This window comes from Actinomadura sp. NPDC000600 (assembly GCF_040492135.1).
Taxonomy (GTDB): domain Bacteria; phylum Actinomycetota; class Actinomycetes; order Streptosporangiales; family Streptosporangiaceae; genus Spirillospora.
Genome location: NZ_JBEUPD010000009.1, coordinates 11,970 through 35,181, shown reverse-complemented (window position 1 = coordinate 35,181; position 23,212 = coordinate 11,970). Strand labels below are relative to the sequence as shown.

Annotated in this window: 21 protein-coding genes; 14 read left to right on the top strand and 7 right to left on the bottom strand. The window is 71.5% G+C overall.

Going from position 1 to position 23,212, the window contains the following annotated elements; genetic code table 11:
* Positions 1 to 206: 206 nt before the first annotated feature.
* Together ABWI07_RS15360 and ABWI07_RS15355 are read left to right on the top strand one after the other, a co-directional pair.
* Entirely contained in the window at positions 207 to 2,741 is a 2,535-nt protein-coding gene (locus ABWI07_RS15360; RefSeq protein ID WP_149259762.1) for an ATP-dependent Clp protease ATP-binding subunit, read from the top strand.
* A gap of 342 nt (positions 2,742 to 3,083) precedes the next feature.
* A complete protein-coding gene (locus ABWI07_RS15355) occupies positions 3,084 to 3,473 on the top strand; it encodes a VOC family protein (RefSeq protein WP_353818928.1) in 390 nt (129 codons plus the stop codon).
* A gap of 231 nt (positions 3,474 to 3,704) precedes the next feature.
* Here ABWI07_RS15355 and add read toward each other — a convergent pair whose 3' ends face one another.
* Positions 3,705 to 4,691 carry an adenosine deaminase gene (add, locus tag ABWI07_RS15350; protein WP_353818927.1) on the bottom strand — a complete coding sequence of 329 codons (987 nt, stop codon included), beginning with the start codon at positions 4,689 to 4,691 and terminating at the stop codon, positions 3,705 to 3,707.
* A gap of 246 nt (positions 4,692 to 4,937) precedes the next feature.
* On the opposite strand from add, the gene ABWI07_RS15345 reads away from it, so the two are divergent.
* Positions 4,938 to 6,056, top strand: a complete 1,119-nt coding sequence (locus tag ABWI07_RS15345; protein ID WP_353818926.1) for an NADAR family protein — start codon at positions 4,938 to 4,940, stop codon at positions 6,054 to 6,056.
* A 406-nt stretch (positions 6,057 to 6,462) separates the two neighbouring features.
* Here the strand turns inward: ABWI07_RS15345 and ABWI07_RS15340 are convergent, their stop codons facing one another.
* Positions 6,463 to 7,341, bottom strand: a complete 879-nt coding sequence (locus tag ABWI07_RS15340) for an iron-sulfur binding domain-containing protein (protein WP_353818925.1) — start codon at positions 7,339 to 7,341, stop codon at positions 6,463 to 6,465.
* Between the two features lie 69 nt (positions 7,342 to 7,410).
* Between ABWI07_RS15340 and ABWI07_RS15335 the strand changes: the two genes are divergently transcribed.
* Entirely contained in the window at positions 7,411 to 8,034 is a 624-nt protein-coding gene (locus ABWI07_RS15335; RefSeq protein WP_353818924.1) for a hypothetical protein, read from the top strand.
* A gap of 249 nt (positions 8,035 to 8,283) precedes the next feature.
* Here the strand turns inward: ABWI07_RS15335 and disA are convergent, their stop codons facing one another.
* From disA to ABWI07_RS15315, 4 genes are all read right to left on the bottom strand, one after another.
* Positions 8,284 to 9,366, bottom strand: a complete 1,083-nt coding sequence (gene disA / locus ABWI07_RS15330) for a DNA integrity scanning diadenylate cyclase DisA (RefSeq protein ID WP_149259756.1) — start codon at positions 9,364 to 9,366, stop codon at positions 8,284 to 8,286.
* Between the two features lie 114 nt (positions 9,367 to 9,480).
* A complete protein-coding gene (gene radA / locus ABWI07_RS15325; RefSeq protein WP_149259755.1) occupies positions 9,481 to 10,929 on the bottom strand; it encodes a DNA repair protein RadA in 1,449 nt (482 codons plus the stop codon).
* Between the two features lie 80 nt (positions 10,930 to 11,009).
* On the bottom strand, positions 11,010 to 12,086 hold the full coding sequence (locus ABWI07_RS15320; RefSeq protein WP_353818923.1) for an alpha/beta fold hydrolase: 1,077 nt from the start codon (positions 12,084 to 12,086) through the stop codon (positions 11,010 to 11,012).
* A 35-nt stretch (positions 12,087 to 12,121) separates the two neighbouring features.
* Complete coding sequence (locus ABWI07_RS15315; protein WP_235036839.1) at positions 12,122 to 12,820, bottom strand: class I SAM-dependent methyltransferase; 699 nt, start codon at positions 12,818 to 12,820, stop codon at positions 12,122 to 12,124.
* Positions 12,821 to 12,978: 158 nt separating this feature from the next.
* Here ABWI07_RS15315 and ABWI07_RS15310 point away from each other — a divergent pair, with 158 nt between their 5' ends.
* The 8 genes from ABWI07_RS15310 to ABWI07_RS15275 all read left to right on the top strand — a co-directional run bounded on the left by ABWI07_RS15310 (position 12,979) and on the right by ABWI07_RS15275 (position 19,705).
* Positions 12,979 to 13,866: a sugar phosphate isomerase/epimerase family protein gene (locus ABWI07_RS15310; protein WP_149259752.1), complete on the top strand. Its 888-nt coding sequence runs from the start codon at positions 12,979 to 12,981 to the stop codon at positions 13,864 to 13,866.
* Positions 13,863 to 14,486, top strand: coding sequence for a TetR/AcrR family transcriptional regulator (locus ABWI07_RS15305; RefSeq protein WP_353818922.1), 624 nt, complete (start codon positions 13,863 to 13,865; stop codon positions 14,484 to 14,486). Before ABWI07_RS15310 ends, ABWI07_RS15305 begins: the two co-directional genes overlap by 4 nt.
* A gap of 214 nt (positions 14,487 to 14,700) precedes the next feature.
* Positions 14,701 to 15,450, top strand: coding sequence for an ABC transporter ATP-binding protein (locus ABWI07_RS15300; RefSeq protein ID WP_200841909.1), 750 nt, complete (start codon positions 14,701 to 14,703; stop codon positions 15,448 to 15,450).
* Entirely contained in the window at positions 15,447 to 16,181 is a 735-nt protein-coding gene (locus ABWI07_RS15295) for an ABC transporter permease (protein ID WP_149259750.1), read from the top strand. The genes ABWI07_RS15300 and ABWI07_RS15295 overlap by 4 nt, the downstream gene beginning before the upstream one ends.
* Positions 16,182 to 16,310: 129 nt before the next feature.
* Positions 16,311 to 17,486 carry an LCP family protein gene (locus ABWI07_RS15290; RefSeq protein ID WP_149259749.1) on the top strand — a complete coding sequence of 392 codons (1,176 nt, stop codon included), beginning with the start codon at positions 16,311 to 16,313 and terminating at the stop codon, positions 17,484 to 17,486.
* Positions 17,487 to 17,576: 90 nt separating this feature from the next.
* Positions 17,577 to 18,497, top strand: coding sequence for a proline dehydrogenase family protein (locus ABWI07_RS15285; RefSeq protein WP_353818921.1), 921 nt, complete (start codon positions 17,577 to 17,579; stop codon positions 18,495 to 18,497).
* A gap of 76 nt (positions 18,498 to 18,573) precedes the next feature.
* Positions 18,574 to 19,368 (top strand): pyrroline-5-carboxylate reductase, encoded by a 795-nt coding sequence (gene proC, locus ABWI07_RS15280; RefSeq protein WP_149259747.1) that lies wholly within the window; start codon positions 18,574 to 18,576, stop codon positions 19,366 to 19,368.
* Positions 19,369 to 19,549: 181 nt separating this feature from the next.
* Positions 19,550 to 19,705 (top strand): hypothetical protein, encoded by a 156-nt coding sequence (locus tag ABWI07_RS15275; RefSeq protein WP_353818920.1) that lies wholly within the window; start codon positions 19,550 to 19,552, stop codon positions 19,703 to 19,705.
* On the opposite strand, the gene ABWI07_RS15270 is transcribed toward ABWI07_RS15275, so the two are convergent.
* Positions 19,702 to 20,760, bottom strand: coding sequence for an alpha/beta hydrolase (locus ABWI07_RS15270; RefSeq protein WP_353818919.1), 1,059 nt, complete (start codon positions 20,758 to 20,760; stop codon positions 19,702 to 19,704). The genes ABWI07_RS15275 and ABWI07_RS15270 overlap by 4 nt on opposite strands.
* Positions 20,761 to 20,926: 166 nt before the next feature.
* Here ABWI07_RS15270 and ABWI07_RS15265 point away from each other — a divergent pair, with 166 nt between their 5' ends.
* Together ABWI07_RS15265 and ABWI07_RS15260 are read left to right on the top strand one after the other, a co-directional pair.
* Complete coding sequence (locus ABWI07_RS15265) at positions 20,927 to 22,141, top strand: acetoin utilization protein AcuC (protein WP_353818918.1); 1,215 nt, start codon at positions 20,927 to 20,929, stop codon at positions 22,139 to 22,141.
* A gap of 100 nt (positions 22,142 to 22,241) precedes the next feature.
* Positions 22,242 to 23,099, top strand: a complete 858-nt coding sequence (locus ABWI07_RS15260) for a phosphatase (RefSeq protein WP_268843255.1) — start codon at positions 22,242 to 22,244, stop codon at positions 23,097 to 23,099.
* Positions 23,100 to 23,212 lie beyond the last annotated feature (113 nt).

Here is a 23,212-nt window from a genome sequence, read left to right as displayed (position 1 = left end):
GACCTGCGAAAAGTCCCCCGTTCGCTTGGGGCGTAGCGGGAACATGACGCACCGATGCGGTAGTTGGATGAGACTGAACAGCGCATAGCTGGGGAACGTCTCCTGGTGGGAGTGCACCGGGCGGCCTCCTCGGGGCGGGCTAGCATGCGGAAGGACAGTTCCGGACGTTCCGGACTCTGCCCAACCGCTCTGTGAGGAGCGACGAGATGTTCGAGAGGTTCACCGACCGCGCGCGGCGGGTTGTCGTCCTGGCTCAGGAAGAGGCCAGGATGCTCAACCACAACTACATCGGCACCGAGCACATCCTCCTGGGTCTGATCCACGAGGGTGAGGGCGTGGCCGCCAAGGCTCTGGAGAGCCTGGGGATCAGTCTTGAGGCCGTGCGTCAGCAGGTTGAAGAGATCATCGGCCAGGGCCAGCAGGCGCCGTCGGGCCACATCCCGTTCACTCCGCGTGCCAAGAAGGTCCTTGAGCTGTCGCTGCGCGAGGCGTTGCAGCTCGGCCACAACTACATCGGCACCGAGCACATCCTGCTGGGTCTGATCCGTGAGGGCGAGGGCGTCGCGGCCCAGGTGCTGGTGAAGCTCGGCGCCGACCTGAACCGGGTCCGCCAGCAGGTCATCCAGTTGCTGCACGGCTACCAGGGCAAGGAGCCGGCCGCCTCCGGCGGTCCCTCGGAGTCGGCTCCCTCCACGTCCCTCGTGCTCGACCAGTTCGGCCGCAACCTGACGCAGGCGGCGCGCGAGGGCAAGCTCGACCCGGTCATCGGCCGGGACAAGGAGATCGAGCGGGTCATGCAGGTGCTGTCCCGCCGCACCAAGAACAACCCCGTCCTGGTGGGCGAGCCCGGCGTCGGCAAGACCGCCGTCGTCGAGGGCCTTGCACAGAAGATCGTCAAGGGCGAGGTGCCCGAGACGCTCAAGGACAAGCAGCTCTACACCCTCGACCTGGGCGCGCTGGTGGCCGGCTCCCGGTACCGCGGCGACTTCGAGGAGCGCCTGAAGAAGGTGCTGAAGGAGATCCGCACCCGCGGCGACATCATCCTGTTCATCGACGAGCTGCACACGCTGGTCGGTGCGGGCGCCGCCGAGGGCGCGATCGACGCCGCCTCGATCCTCAAGCCGATGCTGGCGCGCGGTGAGCTGCAGACCATCGGCGCCACCACGTTGGACGAGTACCGCAAGCACCTGGAGAAGGACGCCGCGCTCGAGCGCCGCTTCCAGCCGATCCAGGTCGCCGAGCCGTCGCTGTCCCACACGATCGAGATCCTCAAGGGCCTGCGGGACCGCTACGAGGCGCACCACCGCGTGTCGATCACCGACAGCGCGCTGGTCGCCGCCGCGCAGCTCGCCGACCGCTACATCAGCGACCGGTTCCTGCCCGACAAGGCGATCGACCTGATCGACGAGGCCGGCTCGCGGATGCGCATCCGCCGCATGACCGCGCCGCCGGACCTGCGCGAGTACGACGAGAAGATCGCCGACGTCCGGCGCGACAAGGAGTCCGCGATCGACGCGCAGGACTTCGAGAAGGCCGCGGCGCTGCGCGACTCCGAGAAGCAGCTGCTCGGCCAGAAGGCGCAGCGGGAGAAGGAGTGGAAGGCCGGCGACATGGACGTCGTCGCCGAGGTCACCGACGAGCTGATCGCCGAGGTCCTCGCCACCGCCACCGGCATCCCGGTCTTCAAGCTGACCGAGGAGGAGTCGACCCGCCTGCTGCGCATGGAGGACGAGCTCCACAAGCGCGTCATCGGCCAGGAGGACGCCATCAAGGCGCTCTCGCAGTCGATCCGGCGTACCCGCGCCGGTCTGAAGGACCCGAAGCGTCCCGGCGGCTCGTTCATCTTCGCCGGCCCGTCCGGTGTCGGTAAGACCGAGCTGTCCAAGACGCTCGCGGAGTTCCTGTTCGGCGACGAGGACGCGCTGATCCAGCTCGACATGTCCGAGTTCATGGAGAAGCACACCGTCTCGCGGCTGTTCGGCTCCCCGCCCGGCTACGTCGGGTACGAGGAGGGCGGCCAGCTCACCGAGAAGGTGCGCCGCAAGCCGTTCTCGGTGGTCCTGTTCGACGAGATCGAGAAGGCCCACCAGGACATCTTCAACTCGCTGCTCCAGATCCTGGAGGACGGCCGCCTCACCGACGCGCAGGGCCGCGTCGTGGACTTCAAGAACACCGTCATCATCATGACGACGAACCTGGGGTCCAAGGACATCTCCAAGGGCGTCTCCATGGGCTTCGCCCGGCAGAACGACGAGCAGGGCTCGTACGAGCGGATGAAGGCGAAGGTCTCGGAGGAGCTCAAGCAGCACTTCCGGCCCGAGTTCCTCAACCGCGTCGACGACACGGTGGTCTTCCACCAGCTCACGCCGAAGGAGATCATCCAGATCGTCGACCTGATGATCGCCAAGGTGGACCAGCGGCTCCACGACCGCGACATGGGGATCGAGCTCCGCCAGGAGGCCAAGGACCTGCTCGCGATCCGCGGCTACGACCCGGTGCTCGGCGCCCGGCCGCTGCGCCGCACGATCCAGCGGGAGATCGAGGACAACCTGTCCGAGAAGATCCTGTACAACGAGCTCAAGCCCGGCCAGATCGTGATCGTCGGCACGGAGGGCTTCGACCCCGAGAACAAGGACTCGGCCGAGAACGCCAAGTTCACGTTCAAGGGCGTGCCGAAGCCGTCCACCGTCCCGGACAGCCCGCCCCCCATCGAGGGCGCGGTCAACTTCAACAAGGACTGACGTCCGCACGCAAAGGCCCGTGACCGGTTGAAACCGGTCGCGGGCCTTTGGCTGTGTTCATTGGCAGTGCCCTCCTCCTTCGGGCCCTGACGGCCCTCCATCGTCGGGCACTGTGGGCGATCGCTGGCATCGCTCCGTCTCGCCTTGCGGCTCGCTTCGCGATCAGATTCTGGCTTCGCTCGAATCTGCCTTCGGACGCGATCGCGAGCCTTGAGGCTGTTGCGTGGTTGCGGCGGTGGCTGAGGTGGGCGCAAGAGGCCATCGCATGTCCGGGCTCTGCGCATGTACGGGCTCCTCGCGGGCAGTATCCCCTCACATGATCAACTGCCCCCGGGAGTCGTGATGAGCCGTCTGATCCTTTCCGCCCCCGTCCTTGATGCTCCTGACCCGCACGCGCTGGCGGACTTCTATCGGCGGCTCCTCGGTTGGACGGTCGTGCAGGACGAGCCCGACTGGGTGAAGCTGCGTCCGCCGGGTGGCGGCACCGGCCTGTCGTTCCAGACGGAGCCGCTCTACAAGGCCCCTACCTGGCCCGCCGCTGAAGGCGCCCAACTGCAGATGGTTCACCTGGACTTCGAGGTGGAGGACCTGGATGCCGCGTTGGAGCACGCGGAGGCCGTGGGGGCCGTCTTGGCCGACTTCCAGCCGGATGATGACGTCCGGGTCTGCTTGGACCCCGTGGGGCACCCGTTCTGCCTCTTCATCCGCGAGCCCGAGGCGCCGGTCGAGTAATCCACAGAACGCCGTTCGGTCTCCGGCGTCCGCCGCCGTCGCGGATCCTTGGATCAGAGCCACGGTGGATCGGGTCTTGCTCGTCGGATCCTGCTGGTCCTGTTCAGAGGGGCTGGGCTCTGGCCCCACTCCGGCCATCCGGCTCGCGCTGTCGGGCTCGTGTTGTCGGGCTCGTGTCGTCCGGCGCGGTCGGGCTCGGGGCGAGGGGTCTGGGCGGATCGGGGGTGCTGCTCAAGGGGAGGCAGGGGGTGCCGTGAGCCAGGCTGTGATCGCTTCGTGGAGGGTCTCTTTCGTGCGGGGCGGGGCGAAGGAGGCGGTCACGCCCGCGCGGGCCAGTTCGGCCAGGGCCGGGTCGTCGTAGCCGAAGGCGGTGCGGACGTGGGCGTACTCGGTGGCGAGAGGGGTGTCGATCAGGGCGGGGATGTCGGTGTTGAGGGTCACCAGCAGACCCGCGTCGCGGAGGCGGGGGAGGGGGTGCGCGTCCAGGGACGGAACGAAGCCCAGGGCGACGTTCGAGGACGGGCAGACTTCCAGGGCGATTCGGCGTTCCCGGACCTCGGCGACCAGGTCCGGGTCGTCCAGGACCCGGATGCCATGGCCCAGGCGTTCGGTGCGACCGGGGCCGAGGGCCTGACGGATGCTGGCGGGTCCCTCGCCCTCGCCCGCGTGGTGGACGACGTGGAGCCCGGCGTCGTGGGCGGCGGCGAAGACCTCGGTGAAGGGGGCGCCGGGGTGCGCCTCGTCACCCGCGAGGCCCACGGCGACCACGCGGTCGTGCCGGCGGGCCAGCTCCAGGGTCCGCCAGGCGCGCTCTACGGAGCGGCGGCGGGAGTGGTCGAGGATCAGGCGGCACTCGATGCCGAAGGCTTCCTGGCCCGCTTCCAGGCCCTCCAGGACGGCCGCCAAGGGCATGCCGAGGTCTCCGAGGCGCTCGCCATGCGCGGCGGCCGTGAACGAGACCTCGGCGTACCGGACGCCTTGGGCCGACTCGTCCTCGCAGAACTCGTAGGCGACGCGGCGGAAGTCGTCGGCCCGCTGCAGGCAGGCGCGGACGAGTTCGTTCTGCGCGAAGAAGGAGGCGAAGTCACTGAACGTGCCGACATCGTCCGGGACCCGCACGCCGTTCGCTGCGCCGATCTCGCGGAGAGTGGCATGGCGGACGGTGCTCTCAAGATGAACGTGCAGGTGGGCTTTGGGCAGGCTCAGCAGATCGCGCACGTGCGTACGGTACGAGCCGGTGGCCGGGGCTGACGAGCGAATATTCGTTGACTCCCGGGGGAGGCCCGACCATGATTCGGCCGGATGCGCATGTCCGGGACGTGGGTGTCGTGTCCCCGATGAGCTGACGAGGGGCTGCGCGAGGTGGCGGTGACGGCTGTCCTCGTCAACATCCAACTGGTGGCGAAGGTGACGGTTGAGCGGCTGCGCCCTGCGCCGCTGGACGAGGAATGAGGAGTCCCCGCATTGCAACGGATCTATCGCGTCGAGGACGGCCGGCGCATCGAGGGAGTGGCGAGGCCCGTCTTCATCCACAACTTCACGTACCACCTCACGGACCTTCGGATCTTCGCCGACGGCTTGATCGACTGCTGGGAGTGGGTCGACCTTGAGGGCCTGCGGAAGAAGCTCGAATGCGGCTGGGTGGTCACAGAGGTGCCCGAGGGCGGCGAGATCAGCGCCTTCGAGCTGGGCGGGTGGAAGGCCGCCGATCCGGTGTTCGGCCTCACCGCGGAGATGCTGCTGGGGGAGGTGGCCGACGACATCGAGCGGCTCAACGGTCGCCCGGACTCCACCGGCCGCTGCCTGGCCGCGCTGGACCGGTATCTGGAGTCCAGGGACGAGGCCGACCGGCTGGCGCTGCGCGAGGCGTACCTGGCGATCCCCGGGCACAAACGCCATTACGCGCTCGGCGACATGGACAGCAAGGACCGGCCGCTGGTCTTCCTCTGCACCGATATCGGCGAGCGTCCGATAGGCGGCTGGTTCGAGGACGACGTGGTCACCGAAGCCATGCGGGAATGGGCGTTCGACTACTTCGCCGAGGAGGAGCGTGATCGCACTGAGTTCGCGGCGAAACGCCCGGCCGACGATTCACCCGAACCTGTGTCCGCGACGATTCACTTCGGCGGCCGCGTGTTTCCGAAGGGGTGGCCGACGGATCCGGGAGTCGACGCCCTGCAGAACGACTACCCGGCCCCCATCGAGGTCGGCGATGTCGTCTATCCGACGGTCACGCACGCCTACTGGGCCCTGTCCACCGAGGATCCCGACGCCCGCGAGCGGATCCGCGCAGCTGAACGCCCCTACCACGCCCAGGAGATCGCGGCCGAGGCACCCCGCCGTCAGGAGTGGCCGGACGTCAGGACGGCAGTGATGAGCGGGCTCCTTCGCGCCAAATACGCGCAGCATCCGAAATTGGCGGAGATCCTGCTCGGCACGGCCGACGCGCCGATCGCCTACAGCGGAAGCGGATCCGACCATTGGATCGCACGCGGAGCCGAAGGCCGCAACTGGGTGGGACGACTTCTGGAACTGGTCCGCTCCGAAATCAACGCCGAGAGAGCCGGCGTCCCACTTCCCTGAAGACGCCGAATTCCGATCCCCGTGACACTCGCTAATGCAGCCGTCGCCGCCGAACAACTGCACCGCCCCCTGCGCGACCTCGCCGGGGGTAGTGCGCCCCCGCAGACCAGCGAGCCCAGCCCGAACAGCACGTCCTCCCAGGGCAGTTCCCAAAGCAGGGCCGAGCGACGTTCTCACGCCCCCCGCCGAGGTAGGCAGGCATGACATGCGCAGCGGGAGCGGTTCGCCGGCGCGGTAGTGGGCGGGTTCGTTTGACCTTCGGCTTTTCGGGGGCAGGGCTGGCGCCGTTTGGTGCGGCCGTGCGGAGGTGGGCGGGGTGATCTGCTTTGCCGTCTTGGGGGCTGAGGGGTGGTGGGTGGGCGTTCAGTGGGGGTGGGGCGCAAGTCGGGGTGGGGTGGTGCCCGGGTCAGCTGGGTAGGGCGTAGCGGCCGTCTTCTAGGGGGTCTACTAGGCCGTCGGCTATGAGGGCGTCGAGGGCGCGTTCGCGTTGGACGGGGTCTGACCAGACGATGTCGAGGGCCGGTTTCGCGACCGGTTCTTCGGCGTCCCGGAGGACGGCCAGGAGGCGGCCCCGGCACTGCCGGTCGGTGCCGGCGTACGTCTGGCCCCGGCGGGGCGGCCCGTCGTAGGTGGGGCGGCCGTTCGACTGCCATGCGCACCTGTCGATGACCGGGCAGTCGACGCAGCGGGGCGAGCGGGCTGTGCAGACCAGCGCGCCCAGTTCCATGACGGCGACGGCCCAGCGGGCGGCGGTCGGCGGGTCGAGCGGCAGGAGGCTCTCCGCGAGCCTGACCTCGGCCCTGGTCTGCGTCTTCGGCGGGTACTCGACGCCGGTGAGCAGCCGGGCCAGGACGCGCCGGACGTTGGTGTCGAGGACGGCGTGCCGCTGCCGGAACGCGAAGCTGGCGACCGCCGCGGCCGTGTAGGCGCCGATGCCGGGGAGCGCCAGCAGGTCCGCGTGCGAGGAGGGGACATCGCCGCCGTGCCGTTCGGTGATCGCGCGAGCGGTCTCGTGGAGGCGCAGCGCGCGGCGCGGGTAGCCGAGCCGTCCCCACGCGCGGACGGCCTCGCCGGACGGTTCGGCGGCGAGCGCGGCGGGGGTCGGCCAGCGCGTCATCCACGCGTCCCAGACGGGCAGGACGCGGGAGACCGGCGTCTGCTGGAGCATGATCTCGCTGACGAGGACGCCCCAGGGGGGCGCGTCCGGCGCCCGCCACGGCAGGTCCCGGGCGTTCGCGTCGTACCAGTCGAGGATCGGGGCGGTGTAGGCGGAGTCGGTGTTCATGGCGCGTCGCCATTGTGGCACGCGGCGGGTCGTCCGCTCTTTCCGCTTCGGCGAATGCATACTGCCCGCATGGGGGCGAACACTGAAAGTGATGGAAATGGTATCGGGCTCGACCGGTACTGGAAGCGGCGCGCGCTGGCCCTGGCCGGCGTCCTCGGCGCCGTCGGCCTCCTGGCCTGGGCGTGCGGAGGCGGCACCGGCGGCGCCGGGGAGGACGAGCGGGTCCGCGACGCGAGCGCGGTCGACGGCGCGGGCCCTCCGCCGCCGCCGAGCGCCATGCCCACGGTGACCGTCACCACGACGACCACGCCCGGGGCGGGGCAGGCCGACGGCGGCCCCTGCGACCCCGATGAGCTCGTCGTCAACATGTCCGCCGCGAAGAACGTCTACGCGGGGACCGAACGGCCGGAGTTCCGCGTCACGGTCGTCAGCACGGGAGAGGGCTCCTGCGTGTTCGACCGGGCCTCGCTGGACGTCCGCATCACCTCCGGCGCGGACCGGATCTGGTCGTCGGCCAAGTGCCGCAAGGAGGGTGAGCCCAAAGCGACCCTCCAGCGAGGCATCCCCTTTGTGGACGAGGTCGCCTGGAACCGCCGGCGCGACTGCGAGGGCAAGGTGCGCGCTCGCCCCGGCACCTACGTGGCCACCCTGAAAGGCGCGACGGCCAGAAAACTGGTCTTCACCCTCCGCTGACGTAACTCCTGTAGCTGGGTTCCTTCGTGACGAGACCCATCTACCGGAGACCCGACTGCGTCCAGCTCACCCTGGATGAAAGGGTCCCAGGATGGAGGATTCGAGCTAGCGGAACAGGCCTCGCGGGCGCTCCGGGGGCGTGTTCGCCGGTTCCGGTGCCTGGGTTGGGCGAGGCGTTCGGGTGTGGGATATCCGGGTGGTGGGGCGGGCTCTTGTGGGCGGTTCGGGTGGGTGGCCTGGGGGCCGGGGTCAGACGTAGCGTTCCAGGATGGAGGATTCGGCCAGGCGGGACAGGCCCTCGCGGACGCTCCGGGCGCGGGACTCGCCCACGCCGCCGACGGCCTGGAGGTCGTCGATGCTGGCGGCGAGGAGTTTCTGCAGGCCGCCGAAGTGCTCGACGAGGCGCTCGACGACCGTGCTCGGCAGGCGGGGCACCTTGGCGAGCAGCCGGAAGCCCTTGGGGCTCACGGGCAGGTCGAGGGCGTCGGGGCCGGCGAAGCCCATCACCTCGGCGACCGTGGACAGGTCGAGCAGTTCGTTGGCCGAGAGGGTGTCAAGGGAGGACAGGATGGCGTCGACGCCGCGGGTGCGGGTGTCTGCGGACGGGTAGTCGCGGACGATCAGCTGCCGGTCGACGTCGACCCCGGAGACCAGCTCGTCGAGCTGGAGGGACAGCAGCCGGCCGTCGGTGCCGAGCTCGACGACGTAGCCCTCGATCTCGTCGGCGATGCGGCGCACCATCTCCAGGCGCTGGACGACGGCGCTGACGTCCCGGACGGTGACGAGGTCCTCGATCTCCAGTGCCGACAGCGTGCCGGACACCTCGTCGAGGCGCAGCTTGTAGCGTTCGAGCGTCGCCAGGGCCTGGTTGGCCTTGGAGAGGATGGCCGCGGAGTCTTCCAGGACGTAGCGGATGCCGTCGAGGTAGAGCGCGATGATGTGCATCGACTGGCTCACCGAGATGACCGGCAGGCCGGTCTGGCGGGCGACGCGCTCGGCGGTGCGGTGGCGGGTTCCCGACTCCTCGGTGGGGAGGGTGGAGTCCGGCACGAGGTGGACGGCGGCGCGGACGATGCGGGTGTGGCTGTCGTCGAGGACGATCGCGCCGTCCATCTTGGCGAGCTCGCGCAGCCGGGTGGCGGAGAACTCGACGTCGAGCTCGAAGCCGCCCGAGCACAGGTCCTCGACGGGCTTGTCGTAGCCGAGCACGATCAGCGCGCCGGTGTGGCCCCGCAGGATGCGCTCCAGCCCGTCGCGGATCTGGGTGCCCGGAGCCACCGCGGCCAAGGTGGCGCGGCGTCGTTCGTCGTGACTCTTGTCGTGTACTGGCACCTGACCCCCGGAGGTCGCTGGACGGGCGCCAGTTTACCGAGGCGGGCCGCGCGCTGGTTCCTCCCCAGGTCGCAAGCGTGCGTTGTGTGAAGTAATACTCTGGCGGGACGCCTGTCAGGGCGCGGTAAAGGCCACCTGCAGCGCCTGCTGGAGGCTGTCGACCTCCATGACCTTCATCCCCTCGTAGCTGCTGAGCTGCGGATCCGCGCGTTTGAGGGGCCCGTCGGCCAGTTCGAGGGAGCCGCGCGGGATGACGGCGTACTTGAACCCGAGCCGGGCCGCCTCGGCCAGCCGCCGCTGCACGCCGGGCACGATGCGGACCTCTCCGGCAAGGCCCACCTCGCCGAGCGCGATGAGGCTGGTGGAGAGGGCCTGCTCGACGGTGGAGCCCGCGACGGCGAGGCCGAGGGCGAGGTCGACGGAGGTCTCGGCGAGCCGGACGCCGCCGACGGTCGAGACGTACACGTCCTGCTCGTGCATGGAGATCTTGCAGCGCTGCGCGAGGACGGCGAGGACCATCGCGACGCGGGAGGTGTCGAGGCCGGAGGTGGCGCGCCGCGGCGCGGGCAGGTGCGACTTGGCGACGAGCGACTGCACCTCGGCGACGAGGGGGCGGCGCCCTTCGAGGGTGACGGTGACGCAGGTTCCGGGCACGGCCTCCTCGCGGCGGGTAAGGAACAGCCCGCTCGGGTCGGGCAGCCCGACGATGCCGACCTCGGACAGGTCGAAGCAGCCCAGCTCGTCGGTGGGGCCGTACCGGTTCTTCATGGCGCGGATCATCCGGAGCCGGGAGTGCCGGTCGCCCTCGAAGTACAGGACGACGTCGACCAGGTGCTCCAGCAGGCGGGGCCCGGCGATCGAGCCCTCCTTGGTCACGTGGCCGACCAGCACGACGGTCATGCCGCGCTCCTTGGCGACCCTGATCAGGTTGGCCGCGACCTCGCGGACCTGGGTGACGCCGCCGGGCGCGCCGTCGGCCTCGGAGGTGCCGATCGTCTGGATGGAGTCGACGACGAGCAGCCCGGGATCCACCGACTCGATGTGGCCGAGGATGGCGGACAGCTCCGTCTCGGCCGCCAGGTAGAGCCGGTCGGTGATCGCGCCGACGCGGTCGGCGCGCAGCCGGACCTGCTCGGCCGACTCCTCGCCCGTCACGTACAGGACGTTCTCGCCCGCCGGACCCGCCGAGCCGGAAGAGCCCGCCGAGTCGCCGGACGAGGTCGAGGCCAGGGCGGCGACCTCCAGCAGCAGCGTCGACTTGCCGATGCCGGGCTCGCCCGCCAGCAGCAGGACGGCCCCGGGCACGATGCCGCCGCCGAGGACGCGGTCGAGCTCGTCGAGGCCGGTGGGGCGCGTCTTCGCGGACCGCACGTCGACCTGCCCGATCGGGCGGGCCGGCGAGCTGACCGGCCCGGCCGACACGACCCGGGCCGGGGTCGCCGACGCGGCCTCGGTGACCGTTCCCCATGTCTGGCACTCGCCGCAGCGCCCGACCCACTTGGACGTCTGCCACCCGCACTCCGAGCACCGGTAGGCGGCCTTGGCCGTCTTCGCCTTCGCCATGCGCGGAAGCGTAGAGCCGGGCACCGACACTCTTCACCCGACGCCCGGTTCGTCCCGGTTTCCGCGAGGGTGCGGCGGGGTCAGCTGTTCTTGCGGGCCCGCTCGATCAGGTCGCCGAGGTGGTCGGACACGGTCCCGGGCCGCTCCATCATGGCCATGTGCCCGGCGGTGGGGACGACCTCCAGCCGCCCGGACGGGACGCAGGCGGCGATCTTCAGGCTGTGCTCGACCGGGGTGAGCATGTCGTTCTCCGCGCCGAGGACGAGGGTGTCGGCGCCGCCGAGCGCCGCGCAGTCGCTGATCACCTCGGTGGTGATCATGGAGCGGAGGAAGTCGACGAAGGCGTCCATCCTGGTGTCGGTCATCATCTGCTCGGCGAACGCGACCGCGGCTGGGGAGGCGTCCGGGCCGAAGGCGACCATGTCCTCCAGGAGGGCGGCGGCGTCGCGGCCCAGGTGGCGGACCCGCTCGACGGCGCCGGAGCTCGCGCCCAGCGCGCCGAGGGCGCGGGGCACGACGCGGTGGGCGACGCGCGCGACGAGCGCGGGCATGCCGAGGGTGACCTCGCCGAGCCCCCCGGACGACGTGCAGAGCAGCCCGGCCGCGAGGATCTTGCGTCCGACCAGGCCGGGGTTCTCGTCGGCGTACCGCATGATCGTCATGCCGCCCATCGAGTGGCCGACCAGGACGACGGGCGTCTCGGCGGGGACGGTCGCGTCGATCACGGCGCCGAGGTCGCGGGCCAGGCGGGAGACGGCGTAGCCGTCGCGGGCGCCGCCGTCGGAGCGGCCGTGGCCGCGGTGGTCCCAGAAGACGAGGCGGCCGAGGCCGCGCAGGGCCTTGCGCTGGAAGTGCCAGGAGTCCTGGGTGAGCGTCCAGCCGTGGCAGAACACGACGGCGAGGTCGGTGCGGTCCTCGCCGTCGATCTCGGCGTAGAGGCGGGTGCCGTCGTCGGCGCGGACCGGCAGGGGGCGGCCGCGCAGCGACCCGAACGGCTCGCCCGCGAACGGGTCGGGGCGCAGTTGCAGGGCGCGCATGGCGCGGCGCTGGGCGACCAGCCCGGCGCCGGCGCCGGCCGCGCCGAGGGCGGTGGCGGCGAGGAGACCGCCGAGCGCCCTCCCGGCGGTGACTCGGCTCGTGGCGGCGGCGCGACCCATGGTGCGTTCCTCCCGTGACCCAACCGACTGGTAACTCAGGGGCAACGCCACCACAAATTCACGGCATAGTCCACCTCAAGGCCGGGATGTTCGCGCAGGCAGGCGTCGGCGAGGTCGGGCGGGAACTCGATGCGCAGGACGGCCGCGAGGTCCTCCCGGTTCTGGAACGCCCACCGGATCGTCAGCGGCTCCCGGTGGAAGCCGCGCCGCGTCCAGAACCGCTCGACGGCGGCGGGGTCGTATTTCGGCAGGCCGCGCCGGAACCAGCGGCCGAACGTGGAGCGGGTGGCGTCGTTGTCGATGATGAAGATCGCGCCACCGCGCCGGACGACCCGGTCCAGTTCGGCGAGGCCCGGCTCGCAGCCCGGGCCGAAGAAGTACGCCCACCGCGCGTGGGCGACGTCGACGGACGCGTCGGGCAGCGGCAGCGCCTGCGCGGTGCCGACGCGCACGGTGACGCCCGGAAGGTCCCGGGTCCGGCGCGCGGCGGCCGAGGCGAGGCCCGCGTGCGGCTCCACGCCGATCACCCGGCGCGCGTCCTCGGCGAAGAAGGGCAGGTGGAAGCCGGTCCCGCAGCCGACGTCGAGGACGTCGGCGCCTTTCCAGGGACGGATCGCGCGCATGGCGCCGGCCAGCAGGCCGTCGGGATCGACGGCGCGGTTCTCCAGCTCGTAGACCTGAGGGGAGTTCCAGATGTTGGGGCTCGGCACGGCGCCCCGCGCGATCTCGGCCACGGGGACAGAGGGTAGCCGCGCTCCGGGCAGAGCAAGCGAGATCACTCCGGGCGAGTGTTTCATCACGGCCGCGGCGGCATAGGCTCTCTTTTACGAACACCGCTTTCGCGAGACAGCTTCACGAACACGGCCGAGCGATCATTCCTGGCGAGGAAGCCTTGACTCCGCAGCACAACGGCGTCCCTTCACCGGCGCTCCGCGTACCGGACGCGCCGATCACGCTCTCCACCGCGTCCGTGTACCCGGAGAAGGTACCGAGCGCCTTCGAGATCGCTGCGCTGCTGGGCTACGACGGCGTCGAGGTGATGGTCTCGACGGACGCCTCGTCCCAGGACCTGAACGTCCTGCGCCGGCTGTCGGACTACCACCAGGTCCCCATCAAGTCGATCCACGCGCCCTGCCTGCTGCTCACCCAGCGGGTCTGGGGTCGCGACCCGTGGGGCAAGCTGGTGCGCTCGAAGGACGTCGCCGAGGAACTGGGCGCCGAGGTCGTCGTCGTGCATCCGCCCTTCCGCTGGCAGCGCGAGTACGCGAAGGAGTTCGTCGAGGGCCTCGCCCGCATGCAGGACGAGACGGACGTGCTGTTCGCGGTCGAGAACATGTTCCCGCTCAAGGCGCGCGGCGCGGAGGCGGGCATGTACCTGCCCGACTGGAACCCCGTCGACCAGGACTACCCGCACGTCACCCTCGACCTGTCGCACACCGCCGTCTCGGGCTCGGACGCCATCGACATGGCGGGGAGCCTGGGAGACCGGCTGCGGCACATCCACCTCGCCGACGGGGTCGGCATCACGAACAAGGACGAGCACCTCGTCCCCGGCCGGGGCAACCAGCCGTGCGGGGCGATGCTGGAGAACCTCGCCGAGGGCGGCTTCAAGGGGCACATCGTCCTGGAGGTCAACACGCGGCGGGCGTCCAGCCGCGTTGAGCGGATGGAGGACCTCGCCGAGGCCCTCGCGTTCGCGCGCCTGCACCTGGCCGCCGCCGCCCACACGTGGGAGGTCACCTCGGCCGGGGAGGTCACCCGCCGGGGCGTGCGCCGGTGAGCGACCCCCAGGGGCAGCGTGGGGCGGCGGAGCCCGCCAAGGCGCGCGGCCGGGGTCCGGGACGCCGGCCGGGCCCGACCGAGACGCGCGAGAAGATCCTCGCCTCGGCGCGGGAGCTGTTCGCCGAGAAGGGCTACGACGGGGCGTCGCTGCGCGCCATCGCCCGCGCCGCGGAGGTCGACCCCGCGCTGGTGCACCACTTCTTCGGCAACAAGGAGGGCGTGTTCATCGAGGCGATGCGCTTCCCGGTGGACCCGGCCGTCCTGCTGCCGCGCATCCTGGCCTTCCCCCGCGAACGCCGCGGCGAGGCCGTCGCGCGCACCTTCCTCCAGGTGTGGGAGGACGAGGAGCGCCGCGCCCCGATGCTCGCGATGCTCCGCTCGGCGATGACGAACGAGCGGGCGGCCGCGCTGCTGCGCGAGTTCGTCGCGTCCGCGCTGTTCGGGCGGGCCTCGCAGGCGACGGACGCGGCCCCGCTCGGCATCCAGGCGGCCGCGGGCCAGATGGTCGGACTGATGGTGCTGCGGCACGTGCTGCGCATCGAGCCGCTGGCCTCCGCCTCCGCGGAGGAACTGATCGAACTGGTGGCGCCGACCCTCCAGCGCTACCTGGCGCCCTGACCCCCTCTCCGCGCCGCCCCTTCGCGGCGGTCCCTCCGCGATGCCCCTTCGTGACGTGCCCTTCGTGATGGTCCCTTCGCCTGGCCCTTCTTGAAGGGCCCCTTCTTCAGGGCCCGTTCGTGCGGCCCGTCTGGGCGGCCGCTTCCTGACGGCCCTTCCTCGACGGGACCTTCGCCCCCTTGACCGGGCCTCCGTGTCGGCATAAATTCAACACATGATGAGTTCTAGTCCCGCCCAGGCGTCCGAGGCCGCCGTGCGGGTGCGCGACCTGCGGGTCGTCCGCGGCGGCCAGGAGGTGCTGCACGACCTCGCCTTCGACGTGCCGCGCGGCTCGATCGTGGGGCTGCTCGGTCCGAGCGGCTGCGGGAAGACGACCCTGATGAGGGCCCTGGTCGGCGTCCAGATCGTGCTGAGCGGCACGGTGACCGTGCTCGGCGAGCCCGCCGGGTCGCCCGGCCTGCGGCGCCGCGTCGGGTACGCGACGCAGACCCCGGCCGTCTACGCCGACCTGACCGTCACCGAGAACCTGCGCTACTTCGCGTCCGTCCTGGGCGCCCCGCGCTCGGACGTCGTCCGCGTCCTCGACGAGGTCGGGCTCGGCCGCAACCGCCACCAGACGGCGGCGACGCTGTCGGGCGGGGAGCTCAGCCGCCTCAACCTCGCCGTCGCGCTGCTCGGCGTGCCCGAGCTGCTCGTCCTGGACGAGCCCACCGTGGGCCTCGACCCGGTGCTGCGGCAGGAGCTGTGGGAGCTGTTCCGCGAGCTGGCCGACCGGGGCACCACCCTCGTCGTGTCCAGCCACGTCATGGACGAGGCGGGGCGCACCGACCGGCTGCTGCTGATGCGCGAGGGCGAGATCCTCGCCGACGGGACGCCGGACGGCCTGCGCTCGCGCACCGGCGCGGCCGACCTCGAAGAGGCGTTCCTCCACCTGATCCACGAGAAGGCCGGGAGCCCGACATGAGCGCCGCCGTCACGGTCGCCACGACCCGCCGCATCCTGGCGCAGCTCAGGCACGACCACCGCACGCTCGCCCTGCTGGTCGGCGTGCCGTCGCTGCTGATGATCCTGTTGCGGTACGTGTTCGACCAGCCGATGGTCTTCGACCGGATCGGGCCCATGCTGCTCGGCCTGTTCCCGTTCACCGTCATGTTCGTCGTGGCCAGCGTCGCGACCCTCCGCGAGCGCACCGGCGGCACCCTCGAACGGCTGATGACCATGCCGCTCGGCAAGCTCGACCTCCTGCTCGGCTACGCGCTCGCCTTCGGGCTGCTCACGCTCGTCCAGGTCGCGGTCGTGCTGTCCATCTCGCTGACCTGGCTCGGCCTCGACCTGAGCGGCTCGCTCGCGTCCCTGGTCCTGGTGTCGGTGCTGGACGCGGTGCTCGGCATGGCGCTCGGCCTGTTCGCCAGCGCGTTCGCCCGCACCGAGTTCCAGGCCGTCCAGTTCCTGCCCGCGTTCGTCCTGCCGCAGCTGCTGCTCTGCGGCCTGATCGTCCCGCGCGAGAGCATGGCGTCCTGGCTCCAGGCGATCGCGGACGTCCTCCCCCTCACCTACGCGGTCGAGGGCATGCAGCAGATCAGCACCAGCCCCGACTTCACCGGCACCCTGGCCCTCGACGTCTCCGTGATGGCCGCCTTCGTGGTGGTCGCCCTCCTGCTGGGCGCGGTGACCCTCCGCCGCCGGAGCGCGTGAGCCCCGCATGGGGCAGGGCCCGACCCGCGAACGGGGGGCGGGGTTTACCCGGACGGGCGAGTGCGCCGTAAGCGGACAGAGCGGGCGAAGTCGGCCGTCCCCGCGCGGCGGGGCTGGTAGCTTCGCGCCATGACCTCCCCAGATCTTCACGGCTCGCACGGGCCGCAGGCGTCCGACGAGGGTGCGCGTACGCCCGCGGGGCCGGGGGCCGCCGAGGCTCCGGGCGCCCCCGGGCCGGGCGCCGAGGACGCGTTCTGGGGCGGCGGCTCGGACGGCGGCGGCGAGACGCGGCGCAAGCGGCGCTGGCCCCGCGTCCTGATCGCGGTGGGCGTGTTCCTGGCGCTGGTCGTGGCCGGGATCGGCGGCCTGGTGTGGCAGCGCCAGTCGTCCTACAACGGCAACATCGACCGGATCAAGGGCGTGATGCCGGACGACGGGGCGCGGCGGCCGGGCAAGAACGTCGAGGGGACCGAGAACTGGCTGCTCGTCGGGTCGGACTCGCGAGCCGACTCCGCGACGACCGGCGAGGGCAACCAGGTCTGGAAGCCGGGGCAGCAGCGCACTGACACGATCATGCTGCTGCACCTGCCGGCGGACCGGAAGAAGGCCTACATCGTCTCGTTCCCCCGCGACTCGTGGGTGGAGATCCCCGGCTACGGGGCGCAGAAGATCAACGCGGCGTTCTCGTTCGGCGGGCCGAAGCTGCTGATCGAGACGATGGAGAACCTCACCGGCGTCCGCATCGACCACTTCGGCGCGATCGACTTCGAGGGCTTCAAGTCGATGACGGACGCGCTCGGCGGCGTCACCGTCAACATCAAGCAGAGCGTGTACGACCCGGCGCGCAAGAAGCGCTGGGAGGCGGGCCGCCAGAAGCTGAACGGCGACGACGCGCTGCTGTTCGTCCGGCAGCGCTACAACCTGCCGAACGGCGACTTCGACCGGATCAAGCGCCAGCAGGCGTTCCTCGGCGCCCTCGCCAAGCAGGCCGCCGACCGGGGCACGCTCAGCAACCCCCTCAAGCTCGACCGGTTCCTGTCGGCGCTCACCAAGTCGATCAGCGTGGACGAGGGGGTGTCGGCGGGCGACCTGCGCTCGCTGGCGCTCAGCATGCGCGGCATCCGCCCGTCCGACGTGATGTTCATGACGCTGCCGCACAAGGGCACCGGCATGCGCAAGAAGCAGAGCGTCGTGTTCCTGGACGGGCCGAAGGCCAAGACCCTGTTCGAGGCGGTCAAGACCGCGAAGATGCAGGAGTACGTGCAGCAGTACGGGCCCGGGAACAGCCTCGGCACCGTGTCGTGATCGCCGGGCCCCGGCGGCATAACCTGGGACGGTAGCCAGGAAGCGGTACGCACGGGGACCGGGTTCGCACGGGGACGAGGGGTTCGCACAGTGCTTCGTCAGGCGTTGCTGGCCGCGTCGCGCAGCGGCGGCGCGCGCAGGCTGGTGGAGACCGCGCCGTTCACCAAGGACGTCGTCCGCCGCTTCGTCGCCGGCGAGACGATCGACGACGCCATGCGCGCCACCGGCGGGCTGACCGGCGAGGGCCTGCTCGTCAGCCTGGACGTCCTGGGCGAGGACACCCACGACAAGGGCCGCGCCGAGGCGAACGTCGCGCACTATGTGGAGCTCCTGGAACGGCTGGGCGCCGCCGGGTTCGGCAGGCGCGCCGAGGTGTCGCTCAAGCTCTCGGCCGTCGGGCAGACCTTCGACGATGACCTCGCCTTGGAGAACGCGCGGCGGGTGTGCACCGCCGCCCGCTCGGCCAGTACGACCGTCACCCTGGACATGGAAGAGCACACGACCGTCGACTCGACGCTGGGGGTCGTCCACGAACTGCGGCGTGACTACCCGGACGTGGGCGCGGTCGTCCAGGCGTACCTGCGCCGCGCGGAGGAGCACTGCGCGGAACTGGCCTACGAGGGCTCGCGGGTGAGGCTGTGCAAGGGTGCGTACGCGGCGCCCGCGGCGGTCGCCTTCACCGACAAGGAGGAGGTCGACAGGTCGTACGTGCGGTGCATGAAGGTGCTGATGGCCGGCAAGGGCTACCCGATGCTCGCCACGCACGACCCCCGGCTCATCGAGGTCGCCGCCGCGCTGTCGGTGCTGGACGAGCGCGACGACGACACGTTCGAGTACCAGATGCTCTACGGGATCCGTCCGCAGGAGCAGCGCCGCCTAGCCGCGGACGGCGCCCAGGTCCGCGTCTACGTCGCCTACGGCCGCGAATGGTACGAGTACTTCATGCGCCGCCTGGCCGAGCGGCCCGCCAACCTGCGCTTCTTCCTCCGCTCGCTGGCAGGGCGGTCCTAGGGCGGTCCTGCGGCGGGGCCGACCGGCCCGGCGATAGGCTGGACGGGTCGTTGGAACCCCACGTCAAGGTATGTCGATGATCGCGATTCTGGGTGCCGGGAAGATGGGCGAGGCGCTGCTGTCCGGGGTGCTCCGGGCCGGCCGCCGCCCGTCCGAGCTGATGGCGACCGCGCGCCGGGAGGAGCGGGGCGCGCTGCTGCGGGAGCGGTACGGCATCGAGATCGTGTCGAACGCGGAGGCCGCCGCCACGGCCGGCACGCTGGTCCTCGCGGTGAAGCCGCAGGACATGGGGGCCCTGCTGGACGAGGTCGGCCCGCACGTGCCGCCCGGTCGGCTGGTGATCTCGATGGCGGCGGGCATCACGACCGGGTTCATCGAGGCGCGGCTGCCCGAGGGCGTGCCCGTCGTCCGCGTCATGTCGAACACGCCCGTCCACGTGGACGAGGCGATGAGCGTCATCTCGCCCGGGTCGCACGCGGCCGAGGAGCACCTGAAGCTGGCCGAGGAACTGCTGTCGCCGGTCGGCAAGGTGCTGCGCATCCCCGAGTCGCTCCAGGACGGCGCCACGGCCCTGTCCGGCAGCGGCCCGGCGTACTTCTACTACCTCGTCGAGGCGATGGTGGACGCGGGCATCCTGCTCGGCATGCCCCGCGCCGCCGCGCTGGAGATGGTCATCCAGTCGGCGGTGGGCGCCGCGATCATGCTCCGCGACTCCGGCGAGCACCCGGTGCTGCTGCGCGAGGCCGTGACCTCCCCGGGCGGGACGACGATCTCGGCGATCCGCGAGCTGGAGCGGCACGGCGTCCGGGCCGCCGTCCTGGAGGCCATCGAGGCGGCCCGCAACCGGGGCCGCGAACTCGCGAGCGGCTGACCCGGCCCCCGGCCGCGCGGACCCGTTATCGCCCGTTGGGCGAAAAGCATGCGGAGCGACGCCGCGAGGTGTGGACTCAGCGTGATGGAGCCTGCGCGGGGCGTGGGAAAAGATCTTGGTTTCGGCGGCATGCCCGATCCTGCCCGGCTACCATCCAGTTGATCTTGGAATGGGGGCCGGGATGGAAGAACGGCGCGAGGGTCCGGGCGAGATGCCGTTCCCGGCGTCCGCACTGCACAGGGCGCTCCTCAAGGCACGGGTCCCGCGCTTCATGGCCGACCACGCCGCGGCCCTGCTGGCCGGGCTCCTGGAGAAGCGGAAGGACGGCCGGGGCTAGGCGGCCTTCGTCCGCTTCCCGGCCTTGGTCCGCTTCACCGGCCTGCCCGTGACCGTCCGGACGAAGTGGGCGGCCTCCCGCATGGCGGCGCTCGCCTCCGGAAGCACGCGGTTCAGGATCTGGAAGACGTGCATCTGCCCCTTCCAGATCTGCAGGTCGCAGTGGGCGCCGGCGCGGCGCAGGGCGTCGGCGAACGCCTCGGCCTCGGTGCGCAGCACCTCGGCGCCGCCGACCTGGATGAGGACGGGCGGCATCTCGGTCCAGGCGCACGTGAGCAGGGCCAGCCGCGGGTCCTCGAACCCGGTCGGCCCGACGACGAGGCGGGCGATCCGGCGCGCGGACGCCGCGCTGATGTAGGGGTCGCGGGCGCGGCTCTGCGCCCCCATGGACAGCTCGCAGGTCAGGTCGACCCACGGGGAGAACAGCATGAGCCCGGCCGGGCTCGGCAGGCCCTGGCGGCACAGTTCGCCAGTAAGCGCGGCGGACAGGTGCCCGCCCGCCGAGTCGCCCGCGAGGACGATGCCGGACGCCGGAACGCCCCGCGCGAGCAGCCAGCGGTAGGCGGCGACGGCGTCCTCCAGCGGCGCCGGGAACGGGTGCTCGGGCGCGAGCCGGTACCGCGGCGCGAGGACGGGCAGGCCCGTGTCCAGCGCGAGCCGCGAGGTGATCGGGCGGTGCGTGCGCGGCGAGCAGACGACGTAGCCGCCGCCGTGCAGGTAGAGGACGGCGCCGGGGGCGTGCTCCTCGGCGGCCCGCTTTCGCGCCTCGCGCTTCTCGGCCGCGTGCTCCTCGGCGGTGTGCTTCTCGGAGGGAGCCCGCGGAACGATCCATTCGCCCCTGATCGGGCGGCCGTCCTCGTCGTCCGGCAGCGGATCGTTCAGGGACTCGACCCGCACGTGCGGGCTGTGCCGCAGCAGCAGGGACGCGGCGTCCACCGTCGAGCGCGCGGTTCGGATGCTGGTGGCGTGGCCGGGGAGGTAGTGCAGGAAAGGACGAACGCCCAGGCGGAGCGCATTGCTGATCGCGCGGCTGCGAACGCTGGGGCCGTCGTCCATTTACCCCCCCGTAGGAGATATCTGTCTGGTGTAGGTATGCCCGTTTCCTCCGTGTAATTCACGTCACAGGTGTGTTGCGGGCGGCGGCCCCCGCCGGGCCGCCCCGCGCGTCCGCGGTGCGGGTGCGGTGAGCCGGGTCACGTGGCCCTCGCGATACCGTGAGGTCATGAGCAGTTCCGATTCGTCCCAGTCCGCCGGTCCCGAGGACTGCGGGCTGGAGATCTTCTGGGACGAGCGGCTCATCTCCTACGACTTCGGCCCCGGGCACCCCATGAACCCCGTGCGGGTCGAGCTGACGATGGCGCTCGCCCGCGGGCTCGGCGTCCTGGACCGCCCGAACGTTCGGGTCTCGGAGTTCGCGGCGGCGGACGACAAGCTGCTCCGGCTCGTCCACGAGGAGTCCTACATCGCGGCGGTCAAGCACGCCGGGGCCACCGGGCTGCCGGAACTCGGCCACGGCCTCGGGACGCCCGACAACCCGGTGTTCCTCGGCATGCACGAGGCGTCGGCCCTGGTCGCGGGCGCGTCGGTGGCCGCCGCCGAGGCGGTGTGGACCGGCCGCGCCGAGCACGGCGCGAACATCTCCGGCGGCCTGCACCACGCGCTGAGCGACGCCGCCAGCGGGTTCTGCGTCTACAACGACCCGGCGATCGCGATCGCGTGGCTGCTGGAGAACGGCGCCGAGCGCGTCGCCTACGTCGACATCGACGTCCACCACGGCGACGGCGTCCAGGCCGCCTTCTACGACGACCCGCGCGTGCTGACGATCAGCCTGCACGAGACGCCGCGGACGCTGTTCCCCGGCACCGGATTCCCGGACGAGACCGGCGTGGACGGCACCTCGGTCAACATCTCCCTGCCGCCCGGCACCGGCGACCGGCCGTGGCTGCGCGCGTTCGAGGCGATCGTGCCGCCGCTGCTGCGCCGGTTCCGCCCGGATGTCCTCGTCACCCAGCAGGGCGCCGACGGCCACGCGCTGGACCCGCTGGCCCACCTGATCCTCAGCGTGGACGGGCAGCGGACGGCCTACGCGATGCTGCACCGGCTGGCGCACGAGACGGCGGGCGGGCGGTGGGTCCTCACCGGGGGCGGCGGCTACGAGCTGGTCCAGGTCGTCCCGCGGGCGTGGACGCACCTGCTGGCCGAGGCGGCGGGCGGCCCGATCCCGCCGGCCACCGCGACGCCGGACGACTGGCGCGAGTTCGTCCGGCAGCGGACCGAGGAGATCGCCCCGCGCCGCATGACGGACGGCACGGAGACGGTGGAGGTCAGCAGGTGGGGGGACGGCTACGATCCCGGGAACCCGGTGGACCAGGCGATCCTGGCGACCCGCCGGGCGGTGTTCCCCGAGCACGGCCTCGACCCCATGACCGACGAGTGAACCCCGCTCACGACCTCCGCCCAGGGACCCGATGACCCCCGTGCCTGAAAACGCCGTGCCCGAGAACGCCGTGCCCGAGAACCGGGTGCCCGACAAGCCCGTGCCCACCAGGGAGGAGCTGCGCGCCCACCTGGTCCGGACGATGATCGCCGGCGACGTGGCCACGCCGCGCCAGAACAACCTGCTGCACTTCCGGCGGATGGCCAACGGCGACCCGTACTACCAGTTCGGCCTGGAGCTGAAGCCGTCGTGGACGGAGCGCTCCGTGCTGGAGATGATGGTCGAGCGGTGCGGCGTCGACCCCGACCCGAGGCACATCTACGGGGACGACACGATCGATCCCGAGATCACGCTCGACACCCTCGAGGCGATGGGGGAGCGCATCGGCCTCGCCGCCCGCCGCAAGGAGTGCGTGGTCGTCGCGACCGGCCATCCGGCCACGCTGACGCCGCTGTACCAGGCGGTCGCGCGGGCTCTGCGGGAGGCGGGCTGCCGGGTGCTGACGCCCGCCGCCGGCTGGACCTACGAGGTGGAGACCGGGTACGGCGGCGCGGAGCTGCGCCGCCTCGTGTACGCCGACCCCGGCGTCGCGATGCTGGAGGGCGAGGACCTCCGCACGCACCACACGCACGATCCGCACCCGATGGAGGCCATGCTCAGGGAGCTCGCCGCCGCCGGTTCCGAGGCCGCCACTACCGGTTTTCGGGAGACCGGGGAAGCTAAACCCGATATCTGGCCGGATCTGGCCATCGCCGACCACGGCTGGGCCGGGGCCGCCGGGCAGGCGGGCATCGACACCGTCGGGTTCGCGGACTGTAACGACCCGGCGCTGTTCGCCGGGGCCGCGGAGGGCAAGATCGACGTGGTCGTCCCGCTCGACGACGGGGTCTCCGCGCACCACTACGCGCCGCTGACCGCGTACATCCTCGATCGCGCGGGCCTGCGCCCGGCCGGCTGACCGCCGGTGCCGGAGGCTTACTCCGGGGGGACGCCTGGGTGGCGACCGCTCGCCTGTCACGGCGTGTGACAGGGCTGCCGTAACGAGGCGCATGGGCTTGCCGGGAGCCGTCG

Coding starts and splice junctions, on each gene's coding strand:
- ABWI07_RS15360 (WP_149259762.1), top strand. CDS start 207: ATGTTCGAGAGGTTCACCGACCGCGCGCGGCGGGTTGTCGTCCTGGCT.
- ABWI07_RS15355 (WP_353818928.1), top strand. CDS start 3,084: ATGAGCCGTCTGATCCTTTCCGCCCCCGTCCTTGATGCTCCTGACCCG.
- ABWI07_RS15340 (WP_353818925.1), bottom strand. CDS start 7,341: ATGAACACCGACTCCGCCTACACCGCCCCGATCCTCGACTGGTACGAC.
- ABWI07_RS15335 (WP_353818924.1), top strand. CDS start 7,411: ATGGGGGCGAACACTGAAAGTGATGGAAATGGTATCGGGCTCGACCGG.
- radA (WP_149259755.1), bottom strand. CDS start 10,929: ATGGCGAAGGCGAAGACGGCCAAGGCCGCCTACCGGTGCTCGGAGTGC.
- ABWI07_RS15320 (WP_353818923.1), bottom strand. CDS start 12,086: ATGGGTCGCGCCGCCGCCACGAGCCGAGTCACCGCCGGGAGGGCGCTC.
- ABWI07_RS15300 (WP_200841909.1), top strand. CDS start 14,701: ATGATGAGTTCTAGTCCCGCCCAGGCGTCCGAGGCCGCCGTGCGGGTG.
- ABWI07_RS15295 (WP_149259750.1), top strand. CDS start 15,447: ATGAGCGCCGCCGTCACGGTCGCCACGACCCGCCGCATCCTGGCGCAG.
- ABWI07_RS15290 (WP_149259749.1), top strand. CDS start 16,311: ATGACCTCCCCAGATCTTCACGGCTCGCACGGGCCGCAGGCGTCCGAC.
- proC (WP_149259747.1), top strand. CDS start 18,574: ATGATCGCGATTCTGGGTGCCGGGAAGATGGGCGAGGCGCTGCTGTCC.
- ABWI07_RS15275 (WP_353818920.1), top strand. CDS start 19,550: ATGGAAGAACGGCGCGAGGGTCCGGGCGAGATGCCGTTCCCGGCGTCC.
- ABWI07_RS15270 (WP_353818919.1), bottom strand. CDS start 20,760: ATGGACGACGGCCCCAGCGTTCGCAGCCGCGCGATCAGCAATGCGCTC.
- ABWI07_RS15265 (WP_353818918.1), top strand. CDS start 20,927: ATGAGCAGTTCCGATTCGTCCCAGTCCGCCGGTCCCGAGGACTGCGGG.